The organism is Amycolatopsis sp. SID8362, assembly GCF_010550475.1.
Lineage (GTDB): Bacteria > Actinomycetota > Actinomycetes > Mycobacteriales > Pseudonocardiaceae > Amycolatopsis > Amycolatopsis eburnea.
In genome coordinates, this window is the sequence record NZ_JAAGNB010000969.1 from 1 (window position 1) to 21,536 (window position 21,536).

23 protein-coding genes and 1 pseudogene are annotated in these 21,536 nt (G+C 71.3%); 10 read left to right on the top strand and 14 right to left on the bottom strand.

Annotation, left to right across the window (positions count from 1 at the left end; genetic code table 11):
• Nucleotides 1–157 precede the first annotated feature (157 nt).
• Nucleotides 158–1,006 carry an NAD(P)H-binding protein gene (locus G3I65_RS30275; protein WP_160699132.1) on the bottom strand — a complete coding sequence of 283 codons (849 nt, stop codon included), beginning with the start codon at nucleotides 1,004–1,006 and terminating at the stop codon, nucleotides 158–160.
• Nucleotides 1,007–1,069: 63 nt separating this feature from the next.
• Here G3I65_RS30275 and G3I65_RS30280 point away from each other — a divergent pair, with 63 nt between their 5' ends.
• Nucleotides 1,070–1,561 (top strand): MarR family transcriptional regulator, encoded by a 492-nt coding sequence (locus tag G3I65_RS30280; RefSeq protein ID WP_160699133.1) that lies wholly within the window; start codon nucleotides 1,070–1,072, stop codon nucleotides 1,559–1,561.
• A 28-nt stretch (nucleotides 1,562–1,589) separates the two neighbouring features.
• Nucleotides 1,590–2,366 (top strand): class I SAM-dependent methyltransferase, encoded by a 777-nt coding sequence (locus tag G3I65_RS30285; RefSeq protein ID WP_160699134.1) that lies wholly within the window; start codon nucleotides 1,590–1,592, stop codon nucleotides 2,364–2,366.
• On the opposite strand, the gene G3I65_RS30290 is transcribed toward G3I65_RS30285, so the two are convergent.
• Complete coding sequence (locus tag G3I65_RS30290) at nucleotides 2,363–3,286, bottom strand: ABC transporter substrate-binding protein (RefSeq protein ID WP_160699135.1); 924 nt, start codon at nucleotides 3,284–3,286, stop codon at nucleotides 2,363–2,365. The genes G3I65_RS30285 and G3I65_RS30290 overlap by 4 nt on opposite strands.
• 139 nt (nucleotides 3,287–3,425) lie before the next feature.
• Here G3I65_RS30290 and G3I65_RS30295 point away from each other — a divergent pair, with 139 nt between their 5' ends.
• The gene (locus G3I65_RS30295) at nucleotides 3,426–4,118 is read left to right on the top strand and encodes an ABC transporter permease (RefSeq protein WP_160699136.1); all 693 of its coding nucleotides are present in this window, start codon (nucleotides 3,426–3,428) and stop codon (nucleotides 4,116–4,118) included.
• Nucleotides 4,115–4,822, top strand: a complete 708-nt coding sequence (locus G3I65_RS30300) for an ABC transporter permease (RefSeq protein ID WP_160699137.1) — start codon at nucleotides 4,115–4,117, stop codon at nucleotides 4,820–4,822. Before G3I65_RS30295 ends, G3I65_RS30300 begins: the two co-directional genes overlap by 4 nt.
• Here the strand turns inward: G3I65_RS30300 and G3I65_RS30305 are convergent.
• Nucleotides 4,819–5,379: a cadmium resistance transporter gene (locus G3I65_RS30305; protein WP_160699138.1), complete on the bottom strand. Its 561-nt coding sequence runs from the start codon at nucleotides 5,377–5,379 to the stop codon at nucleotides 4,819–4,821. The two genes, G3I65_RS30300 and G3I65_RS30305, sit on opposite strands and share 4 nt — an antisense overlap.
• A gap of 192 nt (nucleotides 5,380–5,571) precedes the next feature.
• On the opposite strand from G3I65_RS30305, the gene G3I65_RS30310 reads away from it, so the two are divergent.
• Complete coding sequence (locus G3I65_RS30310; protein WP_160699139.1) at nucleotides 5,572–6,714, top strand: helix-turn-helix domain-containing protein; 1,143 nt, start codon at nucleotides 5,572–5,574, stop codon at nucleotides 6,712–6,714.
• Nucleotides 6,678–7,577, top strand: a complete 900-nt coding sequence (locus G3I65_RS30315) for a hypothetical protein (protein ID WP_203612548.1) — start codon at nucleotides 6,678–6,680, stop codon at nucleotides 7,575–7,577. The genes G3I65_RS30310 and G3I65_RS30315 overlap by 37 nt, the downstream gene beginning before the upstream one ends.
• Before the next feature lie 9 nt (nucleotides 7,578–7,586).
• Here G3I65_RS30315 and G3I65_RS30320 read toward each other — a convergent pair whose 3' ends face one another.
• The 6 genes from G3I65_RS30320 to G3I65_RS30345 form a co-directional block, all read right to left on the bottom strand.
• Complete coding sequence (locus G3I65_RS30320; protein WP_160699140.1) at nucleotides 7,587–9,008, bottom strand: aromatic amino acid lyase; 1,422 nt, start codon at nucleotides 9,006–9,008, stop codon at nucleotides 7,587–7,589.
• A complete protein-coding gene (locus G3I65_RS30325; protein WP_160699141.1) occupies nucleotides 9,005–10,012 on the bottom strand; it encodes an ornithine cyclodeaminase family protein in 1,008 nt (335 codons plus the stop codon). Before G3I65_RS30325 ends, G3I65_RS30320 begins: the two co-directional genes overlap by 4 nt.
• Nucleotides 10,009–10,551 (bottom strand): YbaK/EbsC family protein, encoded by a 543-nt coding sequence (locus G3I65_RS30330; protein ID WP_160699142.1) that lies wholly within the window; start codon nucleotides 10,549–10,551, stop codon nucleotides 10,009–10,011. Before G3I65_RS30330 ends, G3I65_RS30325 begins: the two co-directional genes overlap by 4 nt.
• 13 nt (nucleotides 10,552–10,564) lie before the next feature.
• Nucleotides 10,565–10,858: a DUF2516 family protein gene (locus tag G3I65_RS30335; RefSeq protein WP_086859002.1), complete on the bottom strand. Its 294-nt coding sequence runs from the start codon at nucleotides 10,856–10,858 to the stop codon at nucleotides 10,565–10,567.
• 84 nt (nucleotides 10,859–10,942) lie between these two features.
• A complete protein-coding gene (locus tag G3I65_RS30340; RefSeq protein ID WP_160699143.1) occupies nucleotides 10,943–11,632 on the bottom strand; it encodes a hypothetical protein in 690 nt (229 codons plus the stop codon).
• A complete protein-coding gene (locus G3I65_RS30345) occupies nucleotides 11,629–12,054 on the bottom strand; it encodes a helix-turn-helix transcriptional regulator (RefSeq protein WP_160699151.1) in 426 nt (141 codons plus the stop codon). The genes G3I65_RS30340 and G3I65_RS30345 overlap by 4 nt, the downstream gene beginning before the upstream one ends.
• 147 nt (nucleotides 12,055–12,201) lie before the next feature.
• Here G3I65_RS30345 and G3I65_RS30350 point away from each other — a divergent pair, with 147 nt between their 5' ends.
• Entirely contained in the window at nucleotides 12,202–13,350 is a 1,149-nt protein-coding gene (locus G3I65_RS30350) for a methyltransferase domain-containing protein (RefSeq protein ID WP_160699144.1), read from the top strand.
• On the opposite strand, the pseudogene G3I65_RS30355 reads toward G3I65_RS30350, so the two are convergent.
• The 3 genes and pseudogenes from G3I65_RS30355 to G3I65_RS30365 form a co-directional block, all read right to left on the bottom strand.
• Nucleotides 13,350–13,958, bottom strand: a pseudogene (locus tag G3I65_RS30355) (nucleoside kinase); the annotation flags it as partial. The gene G3I65_RS30350 and the pseudogene G3I65_RS30355 overlap by 1 nt on opposite strands.
• Before the next feature lies 1 nt (nucleotide 13,959).
• On the bottom strand, nucleotides 13,960–14,319 hold the full coding sequence (locus tag G3I65_RS30360; protein WP_375336734.1) for a zf-TFIIB domain-containing protein: 360 nt from the start codon (nucleotides 14,317–14,319) through the stop codon (nucleotides 13,960–13,962).
• Nucleotides 14,320–14,355: 36 nt separating this feature from the next.
• Complete coding sequence (locus tag G3I65_RS30365; protein WP_125305780.1) at nucleotides 14,356–14,724, bottom strand: VOC family protein; 369 nt, start codon at nucleotides 14,722–14,724, stop codon at nucleotides 14,356–14,358.
• An 84-nt stretch (nucleotides 14,725–14,808) separates the two neighbouring features.
• On the opposite strand from G3I65_RS30365, the gene G3I65_RS30370 reads away from it, so the two are divergent.
• Entirely contained in the window at nucleotides 14,809–15,273 is a 465-nt protein-coding gene (locus G3I65_RS30370; protein WP_160699146.1) for a CGNR zinc finger domain-containing protein, read from the top strand.
• Between the two features lie 417 nt (nucleotides 15,274–15,690).
• On the opposite strand, the gene G3I65_RS30375 is transcribed toward G3I65_RS30370, so the two are convergent.
• A complete protein-coding gene (locus tag G3I65_RS30375) occupies nucleotides 15,691–16,989 on the bottom strand; it encodes a DUF445 domain-containing protein (RefSeq protein ID WP_160699147.1) in 1,299 nt (432 codons plus the stop codon).
• 29 nt (nucleotides 16,990–17,018) lie between these two features.
• On the opposite strand from G3I65_RS30375, the gene G3I65_RS30380 reads away from it, so the two are divergent.
• Nucleotides 17,019–18,185, top strand: coding sequence for a pyridoxal phosphate-dependent aminotransferase (locus tag G3I65_RS30380; RefSeq protein WP_125305783.1), 1,167 nt, complete (start codon nucleotides 17,019–17,021; stop codon nucleotides 18,183–18,185).
• 359 nt (nucleotides 18,186–18,544) lie between these two features.
• Entirely contained in the window at nucleotides 18,545–20,014 is a 1,470-nt protein-coding gene (locus G3I65_RS30385; protein WP_203612549.1) for a hypothetical protein, read from the top strand.
• A 480-nt stretch (nucleotides 20,015–20,494) separates the two neighbouring features.
• Here the strand turns inward: G3I65_RS30385 and G3I65_RS30390 are convergent.
• Nucleotides 20,495–21,536: PLP-dependent aminotransferase family protein (locus G3I65_RS30390; RefSeq protein WP_160699149.1), on the bottom strand; the 1,042-nt coding region annotated here is incomplete at its 5' end.

The window sequence follows — 21,536 nt, forward strand, 5'->3', positions numbered from 1 at the left end:
CCAGCGAGGCCGGGCCAGCCCGACTCAGCGGCTCAGCGCGGCCGCGGCCCCGCCCAGACCCGGCAAGTCGACCAGCGTGCGCAACCGCACCGATTCGCGGCCTGACCGCCCGAGCCAGCCCGGCCCGCGCAACGCCGGGCGCCATGGTCCGTCCGAATCAGCCCGCCGGCCGGAAGTCGGCGGCGTGCTCCGCCGCCCACTCCGCGAAAGTCAACGCCGGCCGGCCGAGGATCTTCTCCACCTCGGCGTTCGGCGGGAACTGCGGCTTCGCGAGGTGGGCGGCGTACCGGGCCATCATCGCCGTCACGAACGGCTCCGGGAGCCCGCTCGCGATCATCCCGCGCGCGGCGGCCTCCGCCGGGACCTCGTGGAACCGCAGTGGTCGGCCGAGCGCCGTCCCGATCCGCGCGACCATCTCCGCGTGCGACAGGGACTCCGGCCCGGTCAGGTCGATGCGGCGGCCGAGCAGGTCGTCGTCGACGAGCGCACGGACCAGGACCTCGACCAGGTCACGCTCGTGCAGCGGCGACTCTTCGAACCCGGCGTGCACGTACCGGACGTCGTCGCCGGCGCGGATCTGGCCGGCCCACGCGGTGAGCGCGTTGAGCGCGAACGAACTGGGCCGCACGCTCACCCACTCGAGCCCGCTCGTCGCGGCGGCGTCGTCCGCCTCCTTGTTGCGGTCGCCGCGGAAGCGCGACGGTTGCGCGGCGAGGTCGTCGTCCACATTGGCCGCGGCGAGTGCGACGACCCGGCGGACGCCGAGGTCGCGGGCCAGCGCGACCAGCTCGTACGCGGCGTCGCCGACCGCGCGCGGGTGGAGGAACAGCGTGGACGCGCCGCGCAGCGCGTCCGTGAGGGTCTCGGGCCGCGACGGGTCGCCTTCGAAGACCTCCGCGGGCAAGGCCTCTGCCGGAGGGGTACGCGTGACGATCCGGGCGCGGCCGGCGAGTTCGGCGGTGAGCAGGCGACCGACCAGGCCGGTCGCTCCGGTGAGCACGATCATGGTGAGCCCTTCCCCCGGGTTACGCTGATGCCTGAAGTCCAGATGATAAGAGGAGCATATCATATGACTTCCGTATCAGATGGCGATGCGGGCGGCCGCCGTCGCCGGTCGACCGTCGCGGTGAAGGAGGCGCTCCGGGAGCTGCGCAACCAGCTGTCGCTGCTGAACCACCAGGTCAGCGCGCACCTCGCGCTCAAGGACGTCGACCTGGACTGCCTGGAGCTGATCGCCCGGCACGGTCCGCTGAGCCCGAGCGCCGTGGCCCGGCGGGCCGGGCTGCACCCCGCGACGATGACCGGCATCCTCGACCGGCTGCAGAAGGGCGGCTGGATCGTCCGCGAGCGCGACCCGGAGGCGGCCGACCGCCGCTCGGTGGCGGTGCGCGCGGTCCGCGGCCGCAACGCGGAGCTGTTCCGCCTGTACGCGGGGATGAACACCGCGATGGACGAACTCTGCGCCGGCTACAACGAAGAAGAACTCGCGCTGATCGCCGGCTTCCTGCGCCGCACGACGTCAGCGGGCCACACCGCGACGGACGACCTGGCCAAGGGCTGACCAGCGCTTTTTGTGCTGTACTCGGGGCATGTGGCAGTCAGGCGACGCTTACGAGGCCTACATCGGACGCTGGAGCCGCCGGATCGCGGAGACGTTCGTCCGCCGGCTCGACGTCCCGGCGAGCCGGCGCTGGCTGGACGTCGGCTGCGGCACCGGCGCCCTGACGTCGGCGGTCCTGACCGCGGCCGACCCGGCGGAGGTCGTCGGCGTGGACCCGTCCGAGGGCTTCCTGAAGTCGGCCCGCGCGAGCGTCACCGACCCGCGGGCGTCGTTCTCGGTCGCCGACGCGCAGACGCTCCCGTTCCCGGACGGCCGCTTCGACGCGGTGGTGTCGGGGCTGGTGCTGAACTTCGTCCCGGACCCGGCCCGCGCGGCGGCGGAGATCGCGCGGGTGACCACGCCGGGCGGCCTGGCCGCGGCGTACCTGTGGGACCTCGCCGAGGGCATGGAGCTGATCCGGATCTTCTGGGACACCGCGGCCGAACTGGACCCGGCCGTCGCCGAAAACCACGAAGGCCGCCGGTTCCCGCTGTGCCGCCCGGAACCGTTCGGTCGCTTGTGGACGGAGGCGGGCTTCGCGGCGGTGTCCGTCGGCGAAATCAAGATCCCCACGGTGTTCCGCGACTTCGACGACTACTGGCAGCCGTTCCTCGGCGCACAAGGCCCGGCCCCGGCGTACCTCGCGACACTCCCCGAGGCCCGCCGGGACCAGATCCGTGAACTCCTGCGCAGCCGCCTGCCCACCGGCCCGGACGGTTCGATCCCGCTCTCGGCGAGCGCCTGGGTCGTGCGCGGTACCGCTTAGAGACCGGCCTGCGCCAGCCAGTCCTTCGCGACGTCTTCGGCCTTCTCGCCGTCGGAGTCGACGCGCTTGTTCAGGTCACGCATGACGTCGGTGGTCAGCTTCGCGCTCACCGCGTTGACGGCGGTCGCGAAGTCGGCGCCGCGCTCGTCGAGCACCTTCTTGTTCACCGCGGGCACGACGTTCTCGGTCGGGACGATGTTCAGGTCGTCCTTGAGCACCGTGTAGTTCGAGTCGCCGGTCAGCGGGCTGACCGAGTCGACCGGGATCACCGTGACGGCACCGGACTTGAGCTGCTCGACCCGCGGCCCGGCTTCCTGGATGGTCTGGAAGGTCGCGTTCGCCAGCTTGTAGGTCTCCTTGAAGCCGAGGAAGCACGGCAGGCGCTTCTCGCACTCCGGCGGGCCCGCCATGACGACCTTGTCGAGCTTCTTCAGGTCGCTGATGGACGCGATGCCCTTTTCCTTGGCCAGGTCCGACTTGACGATGTAGGTGTTCTTGTCCTCCGCCGGGGCGAAGTTCAGCAGGCCGACACCGCTGGGCTCGAACAGCTTGGCCAGCTGGTCGTGCTCCTCCTGCGCGGTCTTGCCCGCCTCCTTGCCGAAGCCGGTGGTGATCGCCGCGCCCTGGTACTCCGGGATGAACTGGAGTTCGCCGGACTTCAGCGACGGGTAGATCAGCTCTCGCGAGCCCAGGTTCAGCTTCTTCGTCACCGGGTAGCCCTTGGCTTCCAGCGCCTGCGCGTAGATCTCGGCGAGGATCTGGCTGTCGGTGAAGTTGAAGGACGCGACGACGATCGGCGCTCCCCCCTTGCTCTGCGCGGCGGGCTTGTCACCGCTGTCGCTGCCACCCCCACAGGCGGCCAAACCGAGCGTCGCCGCGACGGCCACCGCCACCACGGACGCGTTCCGGAACCAGCGCACGAATCCCCACTCCTTCGTCACTCGAACAGACGAAAGGACCCTAGCCCCGCCCACCGACAAGTGCCCACATATTGGGAGAAAACCGCCCGAATTCCCAGCGTTCGGAATTCGAACGGCCCGATCGGGGTAAGGTCGCCGGGTGCACGTGAGCGCGGTGACGCCGCTGGCCGCCGACAGCGGACCCCCGATCTTCCAGTGGAAGTGGGTGGACCGCAACGCCGACGACATCGTCCAGCGCCTGCTCGAACACATCTCGCTGACCGGCGTCGCGCTCGGGGCCGGGCTGCTCGTCTCGATCGGGCTGGCGCTGCTGTCCCTGCGCTTCCGCTGGTCGTACGGGTTCATCCTGAGCGCGGCGGGCGCGTTGTACGTCATCCCGAGCCTGGGCGCCTTCGCCGTGCTGGTGCCGTTCTTCGGCCTTTCGTTCGTGTCGGCCGTGATCCCGCTGGCGACGTACACGCTGCTGATCCTGGTCCGCAACATCGTCACCGGCGTCGACCAGGTGCCGAACGAAGTCCGCGAAGCCGCGATCGGCATGGGGTACACGCGCGGCAGGCTGCTGTGGCAGATCGAGCTGCCGCTCGCGCTGCCGGTGGTGATCGCCGGCCTGCGCGTCGCGGCCGTGACGACCATCGGCCTGGTCACGGTGACGTCGATGCTCGGCCTCGGCGGTCTGGGCTACTTCATCCGCCACGGCATCCAGACGGCGACGCCGAACCCGACGGAGATCATCGTCGGCGTGGGGCTGTCGGTGGTGCTGGCGGTGGTCGTGGACCTCCTGCTGTGGCTCAGCGAGCGGGTGCTGGCGCCCTGGACCCGGAAGGCGCGATGAGCTTCTTCGACCAGCTGAACGCGTGGCTCGCGGACCCGAACCGCTGGAGCTGGACGGACAAGGCGGGCGTCCCGTACCGGACGGTGGAGCACCTCCGGTTTTCCCTGCTGGCACTGGCGATCGCGGCATTGCTGACGATCCCGCTGGCGCTGTGGCTGGCCCACTACCGCCGCGGCGCGTTCCTGGCGAGCAGCGCGGTGAACATCGGGCGCGCGATCCCGAGCTTCGGGCTGATCATCCTGTTCTGGTTCCTGGCCAGCCGCTGGGAGCTGGACACGACGTTCTGGCCGCTGCTGCTGGCGCTGGTGGCGCTGGCGATGCCGCCGCTGTTCACCAACACGTACGCGGGCGTGGTGTCCCTGGAGCAGGAGACGGTCGACGCCGCCCGCGGCACGGGCCACCGCGAGTGGCAGATCATGCTCCGGCTGGAACTCCCCTTGGCCTCCCCGGTGATCCTGGCGGGCGCGAGGGTGTCGTTCCTCCAGCTGATCGCGACGGTGGCGATCGGCGCGATCGTCAACGACGGCGGCGGCCTCGGCCGCTACATCGTCGACGGCTTCGCCCTGGGCGCCCAGGGCTACGGCCAGATCTTCGCGGGCGGCCTCGCGGCGGTGATCCTGGCGCTGCTGTGCGACGGCGCGTTCGCGCTGATCACGCGCGTGGCGACGCCCCGGGGTCTCGCGCTGCAGAACGCCCGCCGCTAGAACGCACCGGTGAGGATCAGCACCCCGAGCCCGACGAGCACCACGGGCAGCACGAGGTGCCCGTAGCGGGCGAGCACCCGCGCGACACCGGGCCGGGTCGCGAGGAACCACCCGGCCACGCACCAGACCGCGACACCGGCGAGGAAGACGACGACGTACCCGGCGAGATCGTCGCCGGCGGCGAAGGCGGGAACGTAGACGCCGACGTTGTCACCGCCGTTGGCGAAGCACACGAGAGCGATCCCGAGCACTCCGGCCCGCGGCTGGGGTTCGTCGTCGCCGCCCGGGCGGAAGGCCTGCCAAGCGGCGCGCAGGCCGAGCAGGATCGGCAGGACGCCGAGCCACCGGACGGCGTCACCGGGCAGCAGCCCGGCCCCGAGCGCCCCGGCAACCGAGACGGCGAGGATCGCGGCGAACCCGAGGAACTGCCCGGCGACGACCTTCAGCTGGTTCCGGCGGCCGGCGGCTTGGCCGAAGAAGACGGCGAGGAGCACGAGATCGTCGACGTTGGTGACGGCGAACATCGCGGCCGCGCGCCCGATCAGCTCGACGGTCACACCCGTCCTTCCAGCGAACCGAAGGCGGGGTTCCGCCCCACGACGTTGCGCACAGCTAGAACTTGCCCAGGCGAGGCAAGTGACTCTTTCGAGTAACTTTACCCAATCTGTTCACTTTACCGGACGGGTAAAGTCACTGTTTCCGGGCAAGTTTGCTTGCTAGCAGACTTGCCCGCGTGCCACACTCACCAGGTGATCGAGTGGGACGGCAGCGAGAACGACCTGGTCAGCCGGGCCGTGCAGGCTCTGCGATCCCTCTTGGGCGAGGACTGGCAAGTCGCCGAGACCACAACGCCCGATACCCGGACGCAGCGCTCCTTCTTCGACGCCCGCCTGACGATCACCCCACCCGACAGCGGCCGCTACACCGAGGTGCTCGTGGCCGCGTACCGAAACATGACACCGCGGGTGGCACAGCGGGATGTCGGCCTCATCCAGGAGATCCTCGGCCAGACGAGCAGCCCGCCCGCCCTTCTCGTCGTGGCACCTTGGCTTTCCCGGCGGACGCAGGACGAACTGCGAGCGCGCGGGGCGGGTTACCTCGACCTGACCGGTAACGTCGACTGGTCGGTGAGCGTGCCCGCCATCCGGATCTTCACCCACGGCGCCACCAACGCACCCCGGCAGAGCGCCGCGGGGCCGAAGAACGTGACCCTCGCCGGACCTCGCGCCGGCCGGATCGTGCGGTTCCTGGCCGATTTCGAGCCGCCCTACCGGGCAACCGAAATCGCGGAGGAGACCGGTGCCAGTCTCCCGTGGGTCTCGCGGCTGCTGGGACAGCTGGAGGACCAGCTGCTGATCGGCCGCGAGGGACGCACGATCGTGCGGACCGACTGGGAAGGACTCCTCCGCGCTCGCGCCGAAACGTACAGCCTGCTCCGGCACAACTCGTTCGTCGGCATGGTTTCCCCCACCGGCCCGGAGGCCGTGCTGCGCACTCTGCGTGGGCTGGGTCCCCAGGATTCCGGCATCGCCATCACCGGCCCGTTCGCCGCGCGGGCGATCGCCCCTTCGACCTCCGGCGGGCAGCTGATGTTCTACGTCGACGCCGGACCGCACACGCCGGACTCCTGGGCCGAGCGCCTCGGGCTCTTGCGGTCAGACGGCGACGCGGACGTGCTGTTCCTGCGCGCGCACGACGACATCGTGTTCCGCCGGGTCCGGCAGGTCGACGGCGTCCCCCACGTCGCACCCACCCAGCTGGTGATCGACGGGCTGAGCGGCCCCGGACGGATGCCCGCCGAGGCCGAAGCCGTCCTGAAGCACTTGGCCGCGGACACCGGTCCGTGGCGAATCCCGTGGCCACCCGCATCTCCCAGCTCGCAAAGAATGTGAGACATCAGTTGTCGAAGGTTCCCGACGACGTCAAGATCGACGAACTGGCGCCCGTCGCCCGGCGAGTGCTGCTCAACGGGTTGATCGCCCTCGAGGCGCACCGCGACGCCATCACGGTGGTCGGAGCGCAGGCTGTTCACCTCCTCACCGAGCACGTGCCGATCACCACCGGCACCTACACCTCCGACGGTGATCTCGGGTTGGATCCGGCACTGCTCCCCGACGAGCCGCTGATCCAGAAAGCGTTGCTCGAAGCCGGATTCGAACGGCTGGACGCCCACCAGGCCGGCCTCTGGTTCACGTACGAGGAGGTAGCCGGGAAGAGCGTGCCCGTGGAACTGGACCTGCTCATCGGTACGACGCTCGCGGAGACCGGGCGGCGCAGCGTCCGCATCGACCCGCACGACAAGATGGCCGCCCGGGCCGTGCCAGGGCTGGAAACCGCCGTAGTCGACCGGCAACTGATGGTCGTCACCGCCCTGGAGGAATCGGACTCCCGCGAAATCGCCGTGCACGTCGCAGGACCTGCGGCGCTCTTCGTGGCGAAGAGTCACAAGCTCCACGACCGGCTGGCCGGTAGCACGACGGACCCCGGTCGGCTGCACGCCAAGGACGCGGGCGACGTCTACCGGCTGATGGCGGGCACCCGGCCGTCCGAGGTGGCACTCCGCTTCGAACAACTGCTGGAAGACGACCGGGTCGGTGCCGTCACGGCGACGGGTTTGGCTTACCTGCGGGAACAGTTCGGCGGCCGTGACGCACCCGGTGTCAGGCTGGCCGTCGAGGCGCTCGCGGGCGTCGTGCCGGAAAGCACCATTCGCGGCTTCGCTACCGCCTATGTCGCGGCCCTCCCTGGGAATTGAGCCCGACGGTCACCCCAGCGCGTCCGGCAGTTCCTCGATCAGCCGACGCACTTCCGCACCCAGTGACCGGTCCTCCTCCACCACCGGAACCACCGACCGCACCCACTCGTACGCCTCACGCAGCCCCGCGACCCCGTCGGCCGCCAGCCATCGCGCCTGGGACGCCGTGACCAGCTCGCAGGCCGTGATCGCGTAAAGGTGCGAAGCCGCCGCTCGCAGCTGCTCGCCCGCCGCCCAAGCGAACGCCTGGACGTCCTCCTGCCCGGCCGACGTGTCCACCGAACCGAGCGTCGCCGGCGAAGCCAAGCGCCGCAACGCATGCAGCTCCCCCACCGCCCGCTTGTGCAACGGGACCAACCCCGCCCGCGGCCCCGGATCCGTCGTCAACTGCGCCGGCAACCCGCTGAAGCGCTCGTCCAGCAGCCGGTGCTGGCGCTGCACCGAAACCTCGCCGAGGTGGACCAGCGTCGCCGTCACCGCGTCCATCCGGAGGCCCAGGTCCACCGCGTGGTAGCCCGTGCCCGGGATGAACTCGCCGTCGACGAACGACGGGGAATCGCCCGGCATCGTCGCCCAGCGCCGGAATGCCGACTCCAGTTCGGCGTTGACGCGCGAAGCGTGGGCCAGCGCGCGCGGCGCGACCCGCACCGACAGCGGCGCCTGCACCACGCCCGCGCGCACCGGGCCGTCACCCGCCAGCCCGCCCAGCGACAGCAGCACGGACCGCAGGTGGTCGTCGCCGCCCGCCATGACCGGGGAAAACACCTCGCGCGGGGCGCCCAGGACGTCGATCGCCATCGCCTCGGTGAGCGTCTGCAGGCGGATGAGCTGCCGCGCGTCGGCCCAGCCGCGCTGCGCGTGCACCACCGCCAGCGGAGAACCCTGAAGCAGCGAAGCACCTTCCTTCGGCCCCAGCACGTACGGCTCGGCACCCCGCGAAGCGAGCGCGTCGGCCGCCGGGACCTCGACACCGTCCTCGAGGACCGTTCCGATGCCGAGGAAAGTCTGGAACGCGTGCGCCAGCGGGATGATCTCGCCCGAACTGCCGAGCCCGGACCGCGGGACGGCGGGCGTGAACCCGTCGTTGAGCCGGTCCACCAGGAACTGCACCAGTTCCACGCTCACGCCCGACCACGGCTGCAGGAAATCCCGCAGCCGCACCACGAGCAGCGCGCGCACGTCCCGCGTCGGCAGCCACGGCGGCCCGCCGACCGCGCGGCCGATCAGCAGGTTCCGCTGGTGCTCGGCCTGCTGCCGCGCGTCGAGGGCGACACCCGCCAGGCGGCCCATGCCGGTGGTGACGCCGTAGACCGGCGACTCCGAGCCGAGCGCCGTCAAGACCTCTTCCCGGCGCCGCCGCAGCTCGCTGACCAGCGGTTTGGCCAGAACCAACCGTTCACCGTCGGCGAAACCGCTGTCGGTGACGATCATCGGTACGGCAGCATGGTGCCGACGCCGGAAGCCTCGGCACGGGCCAGGATCATGTCCGCCACCGCGACGTCCGTTGTGGACAGTCCGCGGTGCCAGAACAGGATCCGCTCGGCGTCGTGCTCGCGGCCCGGCTTCTTCCCGGCCACGACGTCGCCGATCTCGGCGTGGACCCCGTCCGCGGCGAGGAGGCCGGCGTTGAGCTGGGGGCGCAGGGCGCCGAACCGCGGGTTTCCGGACTGGGATTCGCGCCAGTCGTCGACGACGACCTTGTCGATGTCGTCGAGGAGCGTGAGCTCCAGCGCGCTGATCGTGCCGTAGGGCACCAGGAAGGTGCCCGGCCGGAGGAACTCGCGGCGCACCAGCGCTTCGGGTTCGACCAGCCGGGAGGCCTCGACCTGGATGTCCGCGCCGTCCAGGGTCTCCTCGGCCGTGGCGCAGACGCGGACGTCCTTGCCGAGCCGATCGGAGAGCCGGCGGCCGAAGTCCTCACGGGACTCCGGGCGCTTGCTGGTCACGCGGATCTCGGCGAAGTCGAACAACGAGTCGAGGAGGACGACGTTCCACCAGGCGGTACCGCGGGCGCCGATGTGCCCGAGCACCCGGGAACCCGGGCGCGCCAGGTACTTCGCGCCGACGGCGGTCATCGCGCCGGTGCGGGCCTCGGTGATCATCGTGCCGTCGACGATCGCCCGCGGCATGCCCGTGTCCGGGTCCAGCAGCAGGATCAACGCCATTTCGGAAGGGAGGCCCCGCTCGAAGTTCCCCACGAAGTCACCGACGACCTTCACACCGCTGACCTGCTTCGCCGACAGGTGGCCGCGAAGGATGTTGAAGTGGCCCTTGCCGCCGTTGTCCGGCACTAGGTGCGTGCGCGGTTCGAAGACGACCTGGCCGCGGCCGTGGTCGGCGAGCACGTCCTCGACCGCGCCGACGATGTCGGCGTCCGTGATGCCGAGCGAGTCGATGTCGGCACCGGTCAGGTACCGGAGCCAGACGGACGTCACCGGGCGAGGTCCTCGATGACCTCCGCGCCGGGCAGCGCGGCCAGCGCGGCGCCGGAGATCAGCAGCTTGCTGCCGCGGATCCCGCTGCCGATGACGAGCTCGGGCGCGTCCGCGACGCGCTTGTCGAGCAGGACCGGCCACTCGGTGGGCAGGCCGACGGGCGTGATGCCGCCGTACTCCATCCCGGTCAGCGCGACGGCTTCGTCCATCGGCGCGAACGACGCCTTGCGCACGTCGAGGCGGCGCTTGATCACGCCGTTGACGTCGGCGCGGGTGGTCGCGAGCACGAGCGCGGCCGCGAACCGGACTTCGCCCGCGCGCTTGCCGGCGACGACGACGCAGTTCGCGGACGCCTCGAGCGGCGAGCCGTAGGCCTCGCAGAAGGCGGCGGTGTCGGCCAGCGAGGGGTCGATCTCCGTGACGCCGACGGCGTCCGGGTCGGCGAGCGCGGCCAGCGCTTTGGCCACCGGCTCGGCGAGCAGGTCAGTACGCGTGGGGGCGGGAACGACGGTGAGGCTCCCGGCGATGGTCCAGGTCACCCCGCCACCCTAGCTACCAGCTCGAGCCACCGCGCTGGACCTCGATCAGCTTGGGGCGGACGTCCACGATGTAGACCAGCACGGCGGCCATCGCGGGCACCCAGAAGATCATGCCCGGGCCCATCACGTCGAACAGCGCCATGGCGAGCGTCGCGGCGCCCGTGATCAGCATCCAGATCGGCTTGGTCTTGCGGTCGGCCGCGGAGTAGGCGTCGGCGCGCTGCAGCAGCGCGTGCACGAAGGCGAAGAGGCCGACCAGCGCGCTGCCCCAGTGGACGACTTGGAGGATCCAGATGGCGACTAGCACAGCCACAGCTTACGGCAAACCGCCCGAACGACCCCGGCCCCGCCACCGGGGGTCCGGGGGCGGGGCCGGGCGTTCACGACGTTTTTACTTGTCGGTCTTCGGCGCGGCCGGCTTCTTCGCGGCGGCGCTGGTGGTGGTGCTGGTGGTGGTGCGGCGGGCCGGGGCGGCCGTCTTCGGAGCCGTCTTGTTCGCGACCTTGCGGCTCGCGGAACGGGTCTCGTGGGCGACGTCGTCACCCAGCTCCTCGATGGCGTCGGCGGCGTCGCCGGCGACCTCGGTCACCTTGCGGGCGGTCTTCTCGCCGACCGAGCGGGTGCGCTTGGTGAAGGTGCCCAGCACGCCGTCGACGCGCTCGCGGACCTCGGTGGTGACGCCCTCGACCTGGCCCTGCGCGGTGGCCACGGCCTCCTCGAGCTGCTCGATGGCCTTCTTGACCTGCGGCTGCGCGGCGAACTTGTCCCACGCCTGCTCGCCCGACTCGGCCAGCTTGTTGTACAGCTTGAGCGCGGCCTCGGTGTACTCGTCGATGACCTTGCGCAGCTCGGCCGGGTCCAGCTTCTCGCGGAGGCTCTCGACGTCGGTCGGCAGCTCCTGCAGGTTCTTGCGGGCGGTCTCGCTGCCCTTGGTCACGTTCTCCTTGGCCTTCGCGACGGCGTCGGTGACGGCGTGCGTGGCCAGGTTGCCGGCGCCGAGCGCGGCGAGCAGCGGGGTGCGGACCTGGTCGAGGGCGGTGTTGACGGCCTTCTTGACGTCTTCGGTCTTGGGCGTGGTCATGCTGACTCCTTGGTGTCTGCGGCTGGAGTGGTGTCTGGGGTGTCTGGGGTGGGAGCGGACTCGGCGGCCGGCCGTGCCGCGGCGTTCTCCCGGCGGAAGGACTCGTAGACGTCGAGCAGGACCTGCTTCTGCCGTTCGGTCAGCTCGGCGTCGGCGCGAATCGCGTCGCCCACCGGACCACCCGTCGGCAGATCGAGGATCCCGGCCTGCACGTACAGCGCTTCCGCCGAAATGCGCAGGCCCTTGGCGATCTGCTGCAGGATCTCCGCGCTGGGCTTGCGGACCCCGCGCTCGATCTGGCTCAGGTACGGGTTGGACACGCCGGCGAGCTTCGACAGCTGGCGCAACGAAATCTTCGCGGTGTTGCGCTGCTGGCGGATGTACTCGCCGATGTCGGAAGCGATGTCCGCGACCTTCTCCATGGGACTGCCGGATCCGGGCTGGGTCCCACCGGTTTCTGCCATCCGGTCACCTCCTCGCGACACCTTCGACGGTACGCGCGAGTGCTAGCTATTGCAAGCACTCTGCTTGCAACCATCGAGTGTGACTTGCACCGCTAACGTGGTCGCATGACGCGCTCGGCCCGGCTGCGGCGGCGCCTCGTCGAGTACCTGCTCGACGAGGACGTCCTGCACGCCCCGGAGTGGATCGCCGCCTTCCGCGCGGTGCCCCGCCACGTCTTCCTGCCCCGGTTCTTCGCCCCCGCGGGTGGCCTGTGGGCGGCGGTCGACCACACCGATCCGGGCTGGCTGGAGACCGTCTACTCGCGCGACGTCCTGGTCACGCAGCTGGACGACGACCCGGACCGCTGGGACCGCGCCCGCCGCGACGGCCCGGTGGCCGGCACGCCGACGAGCTCGTCGAGCATGCCGTCGATCATGGCGATCATGCTGGAGGAGCTGCGGGTGCGGGACGGCGACCGCGTGCTCGAGATCGGCACCGGCACCGGCTACAACGCGGCGCTGCTGAGCCACCGCTGCGGCGCCGGCCAGGTGTCCACAGTGGACATCGACCCGGTGATCGTCGGGGAAGCGCGCCGCCACCTGGCCGCGGCGGGCTACCACCCGGCGTGCGCGGTGGGCGACGGCGCGCTCGGCTTCCCGGCCGGCGTGCTGTTCGACCGCGTGCTGTGCACGGCGTCGGTGTCCTCGATCCCGCTCCCGTGGCTGGCGCAGACGAAACCGGGCGGCCTGGTCGTGACGACGCTGAACCGGCCGATCGGCGCCGGCCTGATCCGCCTCGTGGCGGGCGAGGACGGCTCGGCACGGGGCCGCGTCCTGGCGCGCGACGGCCGGTTCATGCCGCTGCGCGCGCACCGGCTGCCCCACGCCGACCCGCTCCCGATGCCCTCGCGCGGGGACTGGGAGCAGACGCGCCTGCCGATTTCGGCGGTCCTGCAGCCCCGCAGGCAGTTCGAGTTCTTCGCCGGCCTCGCCCTGCCGGGCGTCCGGGCGGTGCGCGACGGCGGCGACGAGGAAGCCCCGGGCGTGGCGCTGGTCCACCCGGACGGCTCGTGGGTCCGCCACCGCAAGCGCGCGGGCGCGGACGAGGTCGCCCAGGGCGGCCCGCGCGCGCTGTGGGAAATCGCCGAGGCGGCCTACGTCGACTGGTGCGAGCTCGACAAGCCGGACCGCGACCGCTTCGGCGTCACGGTGACCGAGGCGCGCCAGGAGTTCTGGCTCGACGAACCCGGCGGCCGCACCTGGCCGCTCGGCTGAGGCAGCCGGGCCCGGATCCACTTCTCCACGTGGTCGGCCGCCGCTTCCGCCGTGACGTCGGTCGTGTCGAGGAGTTCGACCCCCAGCTCGGCCGCCGACTCGCGCAGCCAGGCCGTGAACTCCAGCATCTCCTCGATGCGGGGCTCGTCCCACTCGCGCCAAGCCGGGCGCGCCCGCAGCCGGGCCCGCAGCGACGAAGGCGAGCCCACCAGCGCCAGGTAGTGGATGTCGCTGAAGAACGCGCGCTCCGGCAGCGGCTCGAACTCCGGGGGCGCGACGGTGCCGCACAGCACGACCGGGCGGCCGTTCTGGTGCAGCATCGCCGCCATCCGGAGCCAGGCCGCGCGGAACGCCGGGACGTCGTCGCGCAGGGCGCCCGTCCAGAGGACGTCCTGCTCCAGCACGACGACGTCACCGCCGAACCGGGCCGCCAGCAGCGGCCCGAGCGTCGACTTGCCCGCGCCGCTCGGACCGGTCAGCGCGAACAGCGGCAGCTTCAGGAACGGCCATTCGTGCCCGCAGCGCGCGCACTCCAGCGTCGTGCCGGAGACGACCGGGCGCTCGGCCCGGTCGCCGCACGCCGGGCAGATCCGCAGGTCGAGACCCACCTCAGTCGAAGAGGTTCTCGAGGAAGCTGCGCTTGCGGTGACCGTGCCCGTACGGGCGCGGCGAGTCCGAGTAACCACCGCGGTGCGGCCGTGGCGAGTCCGAGTAGCCGCCCCGGTACGCCTTGGGCGAGTCCGGGTGGCCGCCGCGGTACGGGCGCGGCGAGTCGGGACGGCCGTAGTGCGCCGTCGGACCGGGCTGGTACTGCGGCGGCTGCCGGCCGTAGAACGAGCTCTCCGCACCGACGATCGCCTCGAGTTCACCGCGGTCCAGGAAGATCCCGCGGCAGCCGTCGCACTGGTCGATGTGGATGCCGTTCTTGTCGACGGTCCGCATCTGGTTCTGACACTTCGGACAAATCACACATCAGAGCCTACGCATGTTCGGCCCCGCTGTCCCTCAGCACGCGCAGAGGCAGAACGGGTGCCCGGCGGGATCGGCGTAGACGCGGAACGTCTTCGGCGCGTCGTCCAGCAGTTTCGCGCCGAGACCCAGCACGCGCTCGTGCGCGGCTTCGAGGTCGGTGACGTTCAGGTCGAGGTGCAGCTGCTGCGGGTTCTCCGCCGACGGCCACGACGGCGGCCGGTGGTCGGGCACCCGCTGGAACGCGATCCCCGCGCCCCCGAGCGGGTTGGCCAGCGTCACCCAGTGCCCGTCTTCGGCGACTTCGGGCGCGTCCCACTCCAGCACCGCCCGGTAGAACCCGGCCAGCGCGACCGGGTCGGGACAGTCGAGGGCCACCACACCCAGCGTCGGTACCGCACTCATGCGCACTCCTTTCCAGTAACCGTCGTTCGCATTATGTGGGTTATCCGACGCGGGAGCAACCACCGGCCGCCGTACACTCGGTGCGTGCACACCGACGCCTCCCTCGTGGTGGAGTTCCTCAACACGGTCAACGTCGAAGAGGGCACTGACCTGCTCGAAGATCCCGGGCAGTGGCGCGAGTGGGCGGCCGGGCACGCGCTGCGGGCGAACCCGGCCCCCGAAGCCCGCGCGGCACGCGACGCCCTGCGCGCGGCGATCGGCGACCCCCGCCTCCCCGGCGGCAGCCTCGACGTCGGCACGAGGATTTCCTTGACCGACGAAGGCCCGGCCCTGGTCGCCGACGACGCGGTCGGCGCGGTGTTCGCGGCTTGTGCCCGTTTGGTGGTGCGCGGCGACTGGATCCGGCTGAAGATCTGCCCGGCGGACACGTGCTTGTGGGCGTTCTACGACGAGTCCCGCAACCGCTCGCGCACCTGGTGCTCGATGCGGGTGTGCGGCAACCGCGAGAAGGCCCGCGGCTGGCGAGCGCGCACGGCCGCGGCCGGCTGAGACTGCGCCGCGCTCGCCCGGAATGTCATGAAAGGGTCGTTCACCTCGTCGGACGTCAGGGCCCCGGCAAAGTCGGGCAGCACGGCCGATCCGGCCATCCGCGACGACATGAATGAGTCATTCACTTCACCAGACGACATAAATGACCCATTCACGACATCCCCGCGACGCCGGGCAGACCACGCCACCAGGCGACCGGCCACTCCGCCTCTCATCCGAGCGGCGGACCCACGAACGGCTGTGGACAACTCAACCCCACGCCACCACATATCCACGCCCCGGCCACCCACACCCCCACACGTTGTGGACAGCCATTAGGCCATCACCGTGAAAACCTGTGGATAACCCGGGGGATAACTCAGCTTCCTGTGGACAACTGGTCTGAAGCTCCCCCAGGTGTGGTATAGCCCCCACCCGTCAGAACAACAGCTCCGCGACCGCGTAGATGACCAGCCCGGCCAGCGCGCCCACCACCGTGCCGTTGATCCGGATGAACTGCAGGTCGCGGCCCACCTGGAGCTCGATCTTGCGCGACGTCTCCTCGGCGTCCCAGCGCTCGACCGTGTCGGTGATGATCGTCGTGATCTCGCGCGAGTAGTTCTTCACCAGGTACGCCGCGGCGCCCTCGACCCAGCCGTCGGCCTTCGACCGCAGCTGGTCGTCCGAAACCAGCCGCGTCCCCAGCGACGTCAAGCCCAGCCGGACGCGGCGGCGCAGCTCGCTCGACGGGTCTTCGGCCGCCGTCAGGAGCATCTCCTTCGCCGTGCTCCACGCCGAGCCGATCAGGCGCTGGACCTCCTCGTGGTGCACGATCTGGCCCTTGACCTGCTCGGCGCGCGCCATCACCTCGGGGTTGGTCTGCAGGTCCTGGGCGAACTCGCCGAGGAACTTGTCCAGCGCCAGCCGCATCGGGTGGTTGACGTCGGTCTTCACCGCCCACGCGAACGACAGGACCTCGCCGTAGACCTTGTCCGCGAGCATCTCGTCGACGAACTTCGGCGACCAGCTCGGCGCCCGGTCCGACACCACGCGCAGCATCGTCGTGTGGTTGTCGCGGACCCACTCGTACGCGCGGTCGCACATCAGGTCCACGAGCTTGTGGTGCGCGCCGTCGGCGAAGACGCCCTGGAGGATCTTGCCCAGCGGCGGTCCCCACGGCTTGTCGATGATCCGCCGCGCGACCGCCTGCTCCATGATCGCCTGGATGTCGTCGTCGCGGAGCACCTTCACGGCGGCGCGGACCATCGTCGCCAGCTCGGACGTCACGCGCTCGGCGTTCTCCTCCTGGGCCAGCCAGCCGCCGAGCCGCCGCGCGATCTCGACGCGCTTGAGCTTGTCGCGCACGACCTCCTCGGACAGGAAGTTCGAGCCGACGAAGTCGCCGAGGCTGTTGCCGAGCGCGTCCTTCTTGTTCGGGATGATCGCCGTGTGCGGGATCTTCAGCCCGAGCGGGTGCCGGAACAGCGCCGTGACGGCGAACCAGTCGGCCAGCGCGCCGACCATGCCGGCTTCGGCGGCCGCGCGCACGTAGCCGACCCAGCCCGGCCAGCCCGCGGACTGCGCCCAGCTCGTCAGCAGGAACACGAGCGTGGCGCCGAGCAGGAACGACAGCGCGACCAGCTTCATCTTGCGCAGCGCGCGACGCTTTTCCTCTTCACCGGCTGCACCGCCCGGCGGGTCGGCGGGCGTCACCTTGGCGGGGGTCAGTTGCTCCACATCACCATTGTCCGTGAGGATGGCTGATCGTGCGCGAACCTGCTCTCGTCCCCCGCCTCCGGCCGTTCACCTCGACCATCTTCGCCGAGATGACCGCGCTGGCCGTCAAGCACGACGCCGTCAACCTCGGCCAGGGCTTCCCGGACACCGACGGTCCGGCCGGCATGCTCGACGCCGCGAAGAACGCGCTGTTCGGCGGCGCCAACCAGTACCCGCCCGGCCCCGGGCGCCCGGAGCTGCGGGCGGCGATCGCCCGGCACCGGCTGCGCTACGGCACCGAGTACGACCCGGACACCGAGATCCTGGTCACCGCGGGCGCGACCGAAGCCATCACGGCGACGCTGCTCGCGCTGACCGAGCCCGGCGACGAGGTCATCGTCATCGAGCCGTACTACGACTCCTACGCCGCCGCGGTCGCGATGGCGGGCGCCGAGCGGCGGGTCGTCGGGCTCGTCGAGGGCGAGGACGGCCGCTTCGGCCTCGACGTCGACGGGCTGCGCGCCGCCGTCACGCCGCGGACCAGGGCGGTGCTGGTGAACTCGCCGCACAACCCGACCGGCACGGTGTTCACCCGCGCCGAGCTGGAAGCGCTGGCGGCGCTGTGCGTCGAGCACGACCTGATCGCGATCTGCGACGAGGTCTACGAGCACCTCGTGTTCGACGACGCGGAGCACATCCCCCTGGTCACGCTGCCCGGCATGCGGCCGCGGACGGTGAGCATCTCGAGCGCGGGCAAGACGTTCAACTGCACCGGCTGGAAGATCGGCTGGGTCTGTTCGACGCCGGAACTGGTCGCGGCGGTGAAGGCGGCGAAGCAGTTCATCACGTTCGTCTCCGGCGGCCCGCTGCAGCCGGCGGTGGCGCACGCGCTCGACCACGAGCTCCCCTGGGTCGACGGCCTGCGCGACTCACTGGCGGAGAAGCGCGACCGGCTCTCGGCGGGCCTCGCGGACGCCGGTTTCGCGGTCCGCCCGACGGCGGGCACGTACTTCGTGTGCGTCGACGTCCGGCCGCTGGGTTTCACCGACGCCGCCGACCTCGCGTGGGAACTGCCGGGCCGCGTCGGCGTCGCCGCGGTCCCCGTGAAGGTGTTCACCGATCACCCGGAAGAGTGGAAACACCTCCTTCGCTTCGCGTTCTGCAAGCGCAACGAAGTCATCGACGAAGCCATCACCCGATTGCGCAAACTGGTCTGACGACTTGAGGTGTGTCCCACATCGCGGAAGGCGCGCGGCTCGGGCACGCACCGTTTCCGAAGTGATACCGAAGGCGAGCGCATTCACGGAAACATCAGGTCAGCGCCCGGACGGGCAATTTGCGACACTCCTCCGAATGGCCGCACGAGAACACCCGAACGGCACTGAGAGTGATCAACTTGTCGGCCGCAGAGACCTTGACCGGTAGGGCCGTTCCGCCTTACGGGCTGGATCGAACGCGGGAGAGATGAAAGACTCCCGAGCGGTGCTAGAAAGAGTGCAGCCCCGGGGGAACTGCGACCTGGCCGGAGAAAGACCCCAGCGAGAACAGACTTCAGGCGCGGACGGTGGTGGTGGCGGTGAGCAGCACGGCGAATTCGCGCCGCAGCGCCCCGCGCCGGCCTGTGTTCACCGCGGGTGAAGATCGCCGGGAAACCGTTGAGGGCGCCGTCGCCGGCCACTTTCGCGCGCGCGGGCGGGCGCCGCGGCCGTGGGCGGGCGCGTTGCAGCGGCCTGCCGCCAAGATCCTCGTCGCCGGCGGCCTGACGCTCGCCGGGTGGCTGCTCACCGCGGCCCTTTCCGGGAGCACCGCCGGCGCGGTCGAGCAGGCGGCCTGCCCGCAGGCGCCCGTGGCCTCCACTGTGGACCACGCCGCGAAGCCCTTCTCGCACGCCAAGCACCACCGCAAGAGCCACCGGGAAACCGGCGCCGTCGCGTGCGCGCAGCAGCCCGGCGAAACCGCGGCGACTGATCCGGCCGGGACCACGCAGGCGGACGGCACCGCCGCCGACGGCCCGCTGAGCGACATCACGGCAGCCGGGACTCCGGCCACCGACACCACGCTGAGCGAGACCGCGGCAGGCAAGACACAGCCCGCCGACACCGCCGCCGCCGACACCACGGCGAGCGACGCCACGACCGCCGGGACTCCGGCCACCGAGTCCACGCCGACCGAGACCAAGCCGGTCAACAGCACCGCCGCCGACACCACTCCGGGCGAGGCTGCAGCCACCGACACCACGCCGGTCGAGACCGTGCCCGCCGCGAAGACCCAGCCGGCCCAAGGCACCACCACCGCCGAGCAGCCCGCGGCGAACACCCAGACAACCCAGCCCCAGACCGGCCTCCTCAGCGGCTTGGTCGGCGGCGTCCTCAACACGGACACCCAGACCACCTCTCAGACCGGCCTCCTCGGCGGCCTGGTCGGTGGCGTCCTGAACGTGGTCGGCGGCACCCTCACCACGGTCACGAGCACGGTCGGCGTCGTCACGGACACGCTGTCCCACACCGTCCTCGCGCCGCTCACCCAGCCGCCCGCGAACAACCCCGGCGCGCCCGTCCTGCTGCCGCTCGACGACGTCCTCGGCCCGATCTTCAACGGCGGTTCGAACTCCGGCGGCGTGACCGTCACCGTCCCGTCGGCCACCACCCTCGTCGCGACGGTGCCCGCCGAAGCACCAGCCGCCGTCGTGACCGCGCCCGTCGAGGCCGCTCCGCAGAGCGCCGCCCGCGGCGCCGCGCGGTTCGTCGTGGTCCGGCACGAGGTGCCGCAGCAGGTCAAGCAGGAGCTGCCGCGCGACTCCGGCGTGCACGCCCGTGATGGTGGCGGCGACACCACGCCCGGCCTGCCCGGCGGCACCACCGCCCCGAGCGCGCCGGCTCCCACCGCCACTCCCGGCCACGACGGTCCCGGTGGGGCGCGCCACGCGTTCGCCGTCCACACCGACGACGTCACCACCACCCAGCTGAAGCTCATCGGCACCAGCCGCGACCACGACGTCGACGGCGCCGGCAGGGAAGCCGCCCTGCCCACCACCTCCCCCGACTGACCCCGCACCGGGCAGCCGGGGACACCTGCGTCCAAACCAAGATCAACTCGACGCACGTCGACGCCGTCATCGCGTGACGAATCCCCAGCTCCAGTACGCAATCCGTGACTCTTTCACGTCTCGTACCCCAGGGGCGCACCACCATGCGAAACCACAGTCTTTCCGACCGGCCGACCGCGCCCGGCCGGGTCGGATCCCGGTCCCGGCGCCGCGCTGCCCCCGCGGCGCCGGGACCCACACCGGACGCGCTCCGGGAGCCCTTGCTCACCGCGCCGAGCGAGGACTCGCAGTACCGAGAGCACGTCTGAGCCGCGGGCTTCCCGGCACGTCGAGGGGCTGTGCCGGGAAGCCAGCGGTTACCCGCGAGCGGGGTCACGTCCGCGAGCGGGGGTGTGAAACCGCCGGACCGGTGCGCTGGATGCACCCGAACGCCGCCCATCCCTGGGAGCAGGCTCGCATCCAGCGCACCGGTTCGTCGTTTCAGGCGATCGGCGCGGCCAGCGATTCCGGCGTGCCGCGCACCGACGCTTCGGCCGTGCGCAGGCGGCGGACGGCCTGCTCCATCGTTTCCGGCGGCAGCGAAAACGGCAGCCGGATCCAGCGCTCCAGTCCACCGTGGACACCGAAGCGCGAGCCGGGCGCCACCTGGACGCCGTGGCTCGCCGCCGCGACCGCGAGACGCGAGCTAACCGGTTCCGGCATCCGGCACCACAGCGACAAGCCACCCTCCGGCAGCGCGAACGTCCAGTCCGGGAGGTGCTCGCGCACCGCGCCGGCCAGCGCGTCGCGGTAGCCGCGCAGTTCCTCGCGGCGGCGGGTCAGCGCGCTCTCGTCGTCGAGCAGCTCGGTCAGCACGAGCTGCTCGAACACCGGCGACCCCAGGTCGACCGCGTAGCGCGCGGAAACCAGCCTGCCGAGCAGGTCCTCCGACGCGCGGATCCAGCCGAGCCGCAACCCGCCCCAGTGCGTCTTCGACGCCGAGCCCACGCAGATCGCCAGGTCGCCGGCGAACGCGGCCAGCGGCGGCGGCCCGGCCAGCGGGTCGCCTTCGAGGTCCAGCTCGACGAGCGTCTCGTCCACGACGACCGGCGTCCGCGCGCGGCTCAGCACCGCGCCGAGCCGTTCGCGGCCGCCGGTGTCCAGGCGCAGGCCGGTCGGGTTCTGGAAGTCCACGACGAGGTAGGCGAACCGCGGTGACGCCTGCCGCAGCGCCGCGTCGACGCCGGCGATGTCCCAGCCGCGCTCGCCGCTGGGGTCGAGCGCGATCGGCACCGGGATCGCGTGCGCCGCGCGGATCGCCTCCAGGGCGTTCGGGTACGTCGGCTGCTCGACCAGTACCCGGTCGCCGGGGCCGGCGAGCATGCGCAGGACCAGCACGAACGCGTGGTGCGCGCCGTTGGTGACCATGACCTGCGCGGGGGTCGTCGGCAGCCCGCGTTCGGTGTAGCGGCGGGCGATCCGCTCGCGCAGGCCGGGCAGGCCGCGCTCCTGGTAGCCGTGGTCGCCGAGGTGGTCGGCGAGC

Bases quoted from the DNA above. Each gene is read 5' to 3' on its own strand.
- G3I65_RS30275 (WP_160699132.1), bottom strand. From the start codon at position 1,006: ATGATCGTGCTCACCGGAGCGACCGGCCTGGTCGGTCGCCTGCTCACC.
- G3I65_RS30280 (WP_160699133.1), top strand. From the start codon at position 1,070: ATGACTTCCGTATCAGATGGCGATGCGGGCGGCCGCCGTCGCCGGTCG.
- G3I65_RS30285 (WP_160699134.1), top strand. From the start codon at position 1,590: ATGTGGCAGTCAGGCGACGCTTACGAGGCCTACATCGGACGCTGGAGC.
- G3I65_RS30300 (WP_160699137.1), top strand. From the start codon at position 4,115: ATGAGCTTCTTCGACCAGCTGAACGCGTGGCTCGCGGACCCGAACCGC.
- G3I65_RS30320 (WP_160699140.1), bottom strand. From the start codon at position 9,008: ATGATCGTCACCGACAGCGGTTTCGCCGACGGTGAACGGTTGGTTCTG.
- G3I65_RS30340 (WP_160699143.1), bottom strand. From the start codon at position 11,632: ATGACCACGCCCAAGACCGAAGACGTCAAGAAGGCCGTCAACACCGCC.
- G3I65_RS30345 (WP_160699151.1), bottom strand. From the start codon at position 12,054: ATGGAGAAGGTCGCGGACATCGCTTCCGACATCGGCGAGTACATCCGC.
- G3I65_RS30350 (WP_160699144.1), top strand. From the start codon at position 12,202: ATGACGCGCTCGGCCCGGCTGCGGCGGCGCCTCGTCGAGTACCTGCTC.
- G3I65_RS30365 (WP_125305780.1), bottom strand. From the start codon at position 14,724: ATGAGTGCGGTACCGACGCTGGGTGTGGTGGCCCTCGACTGTCCCGAC.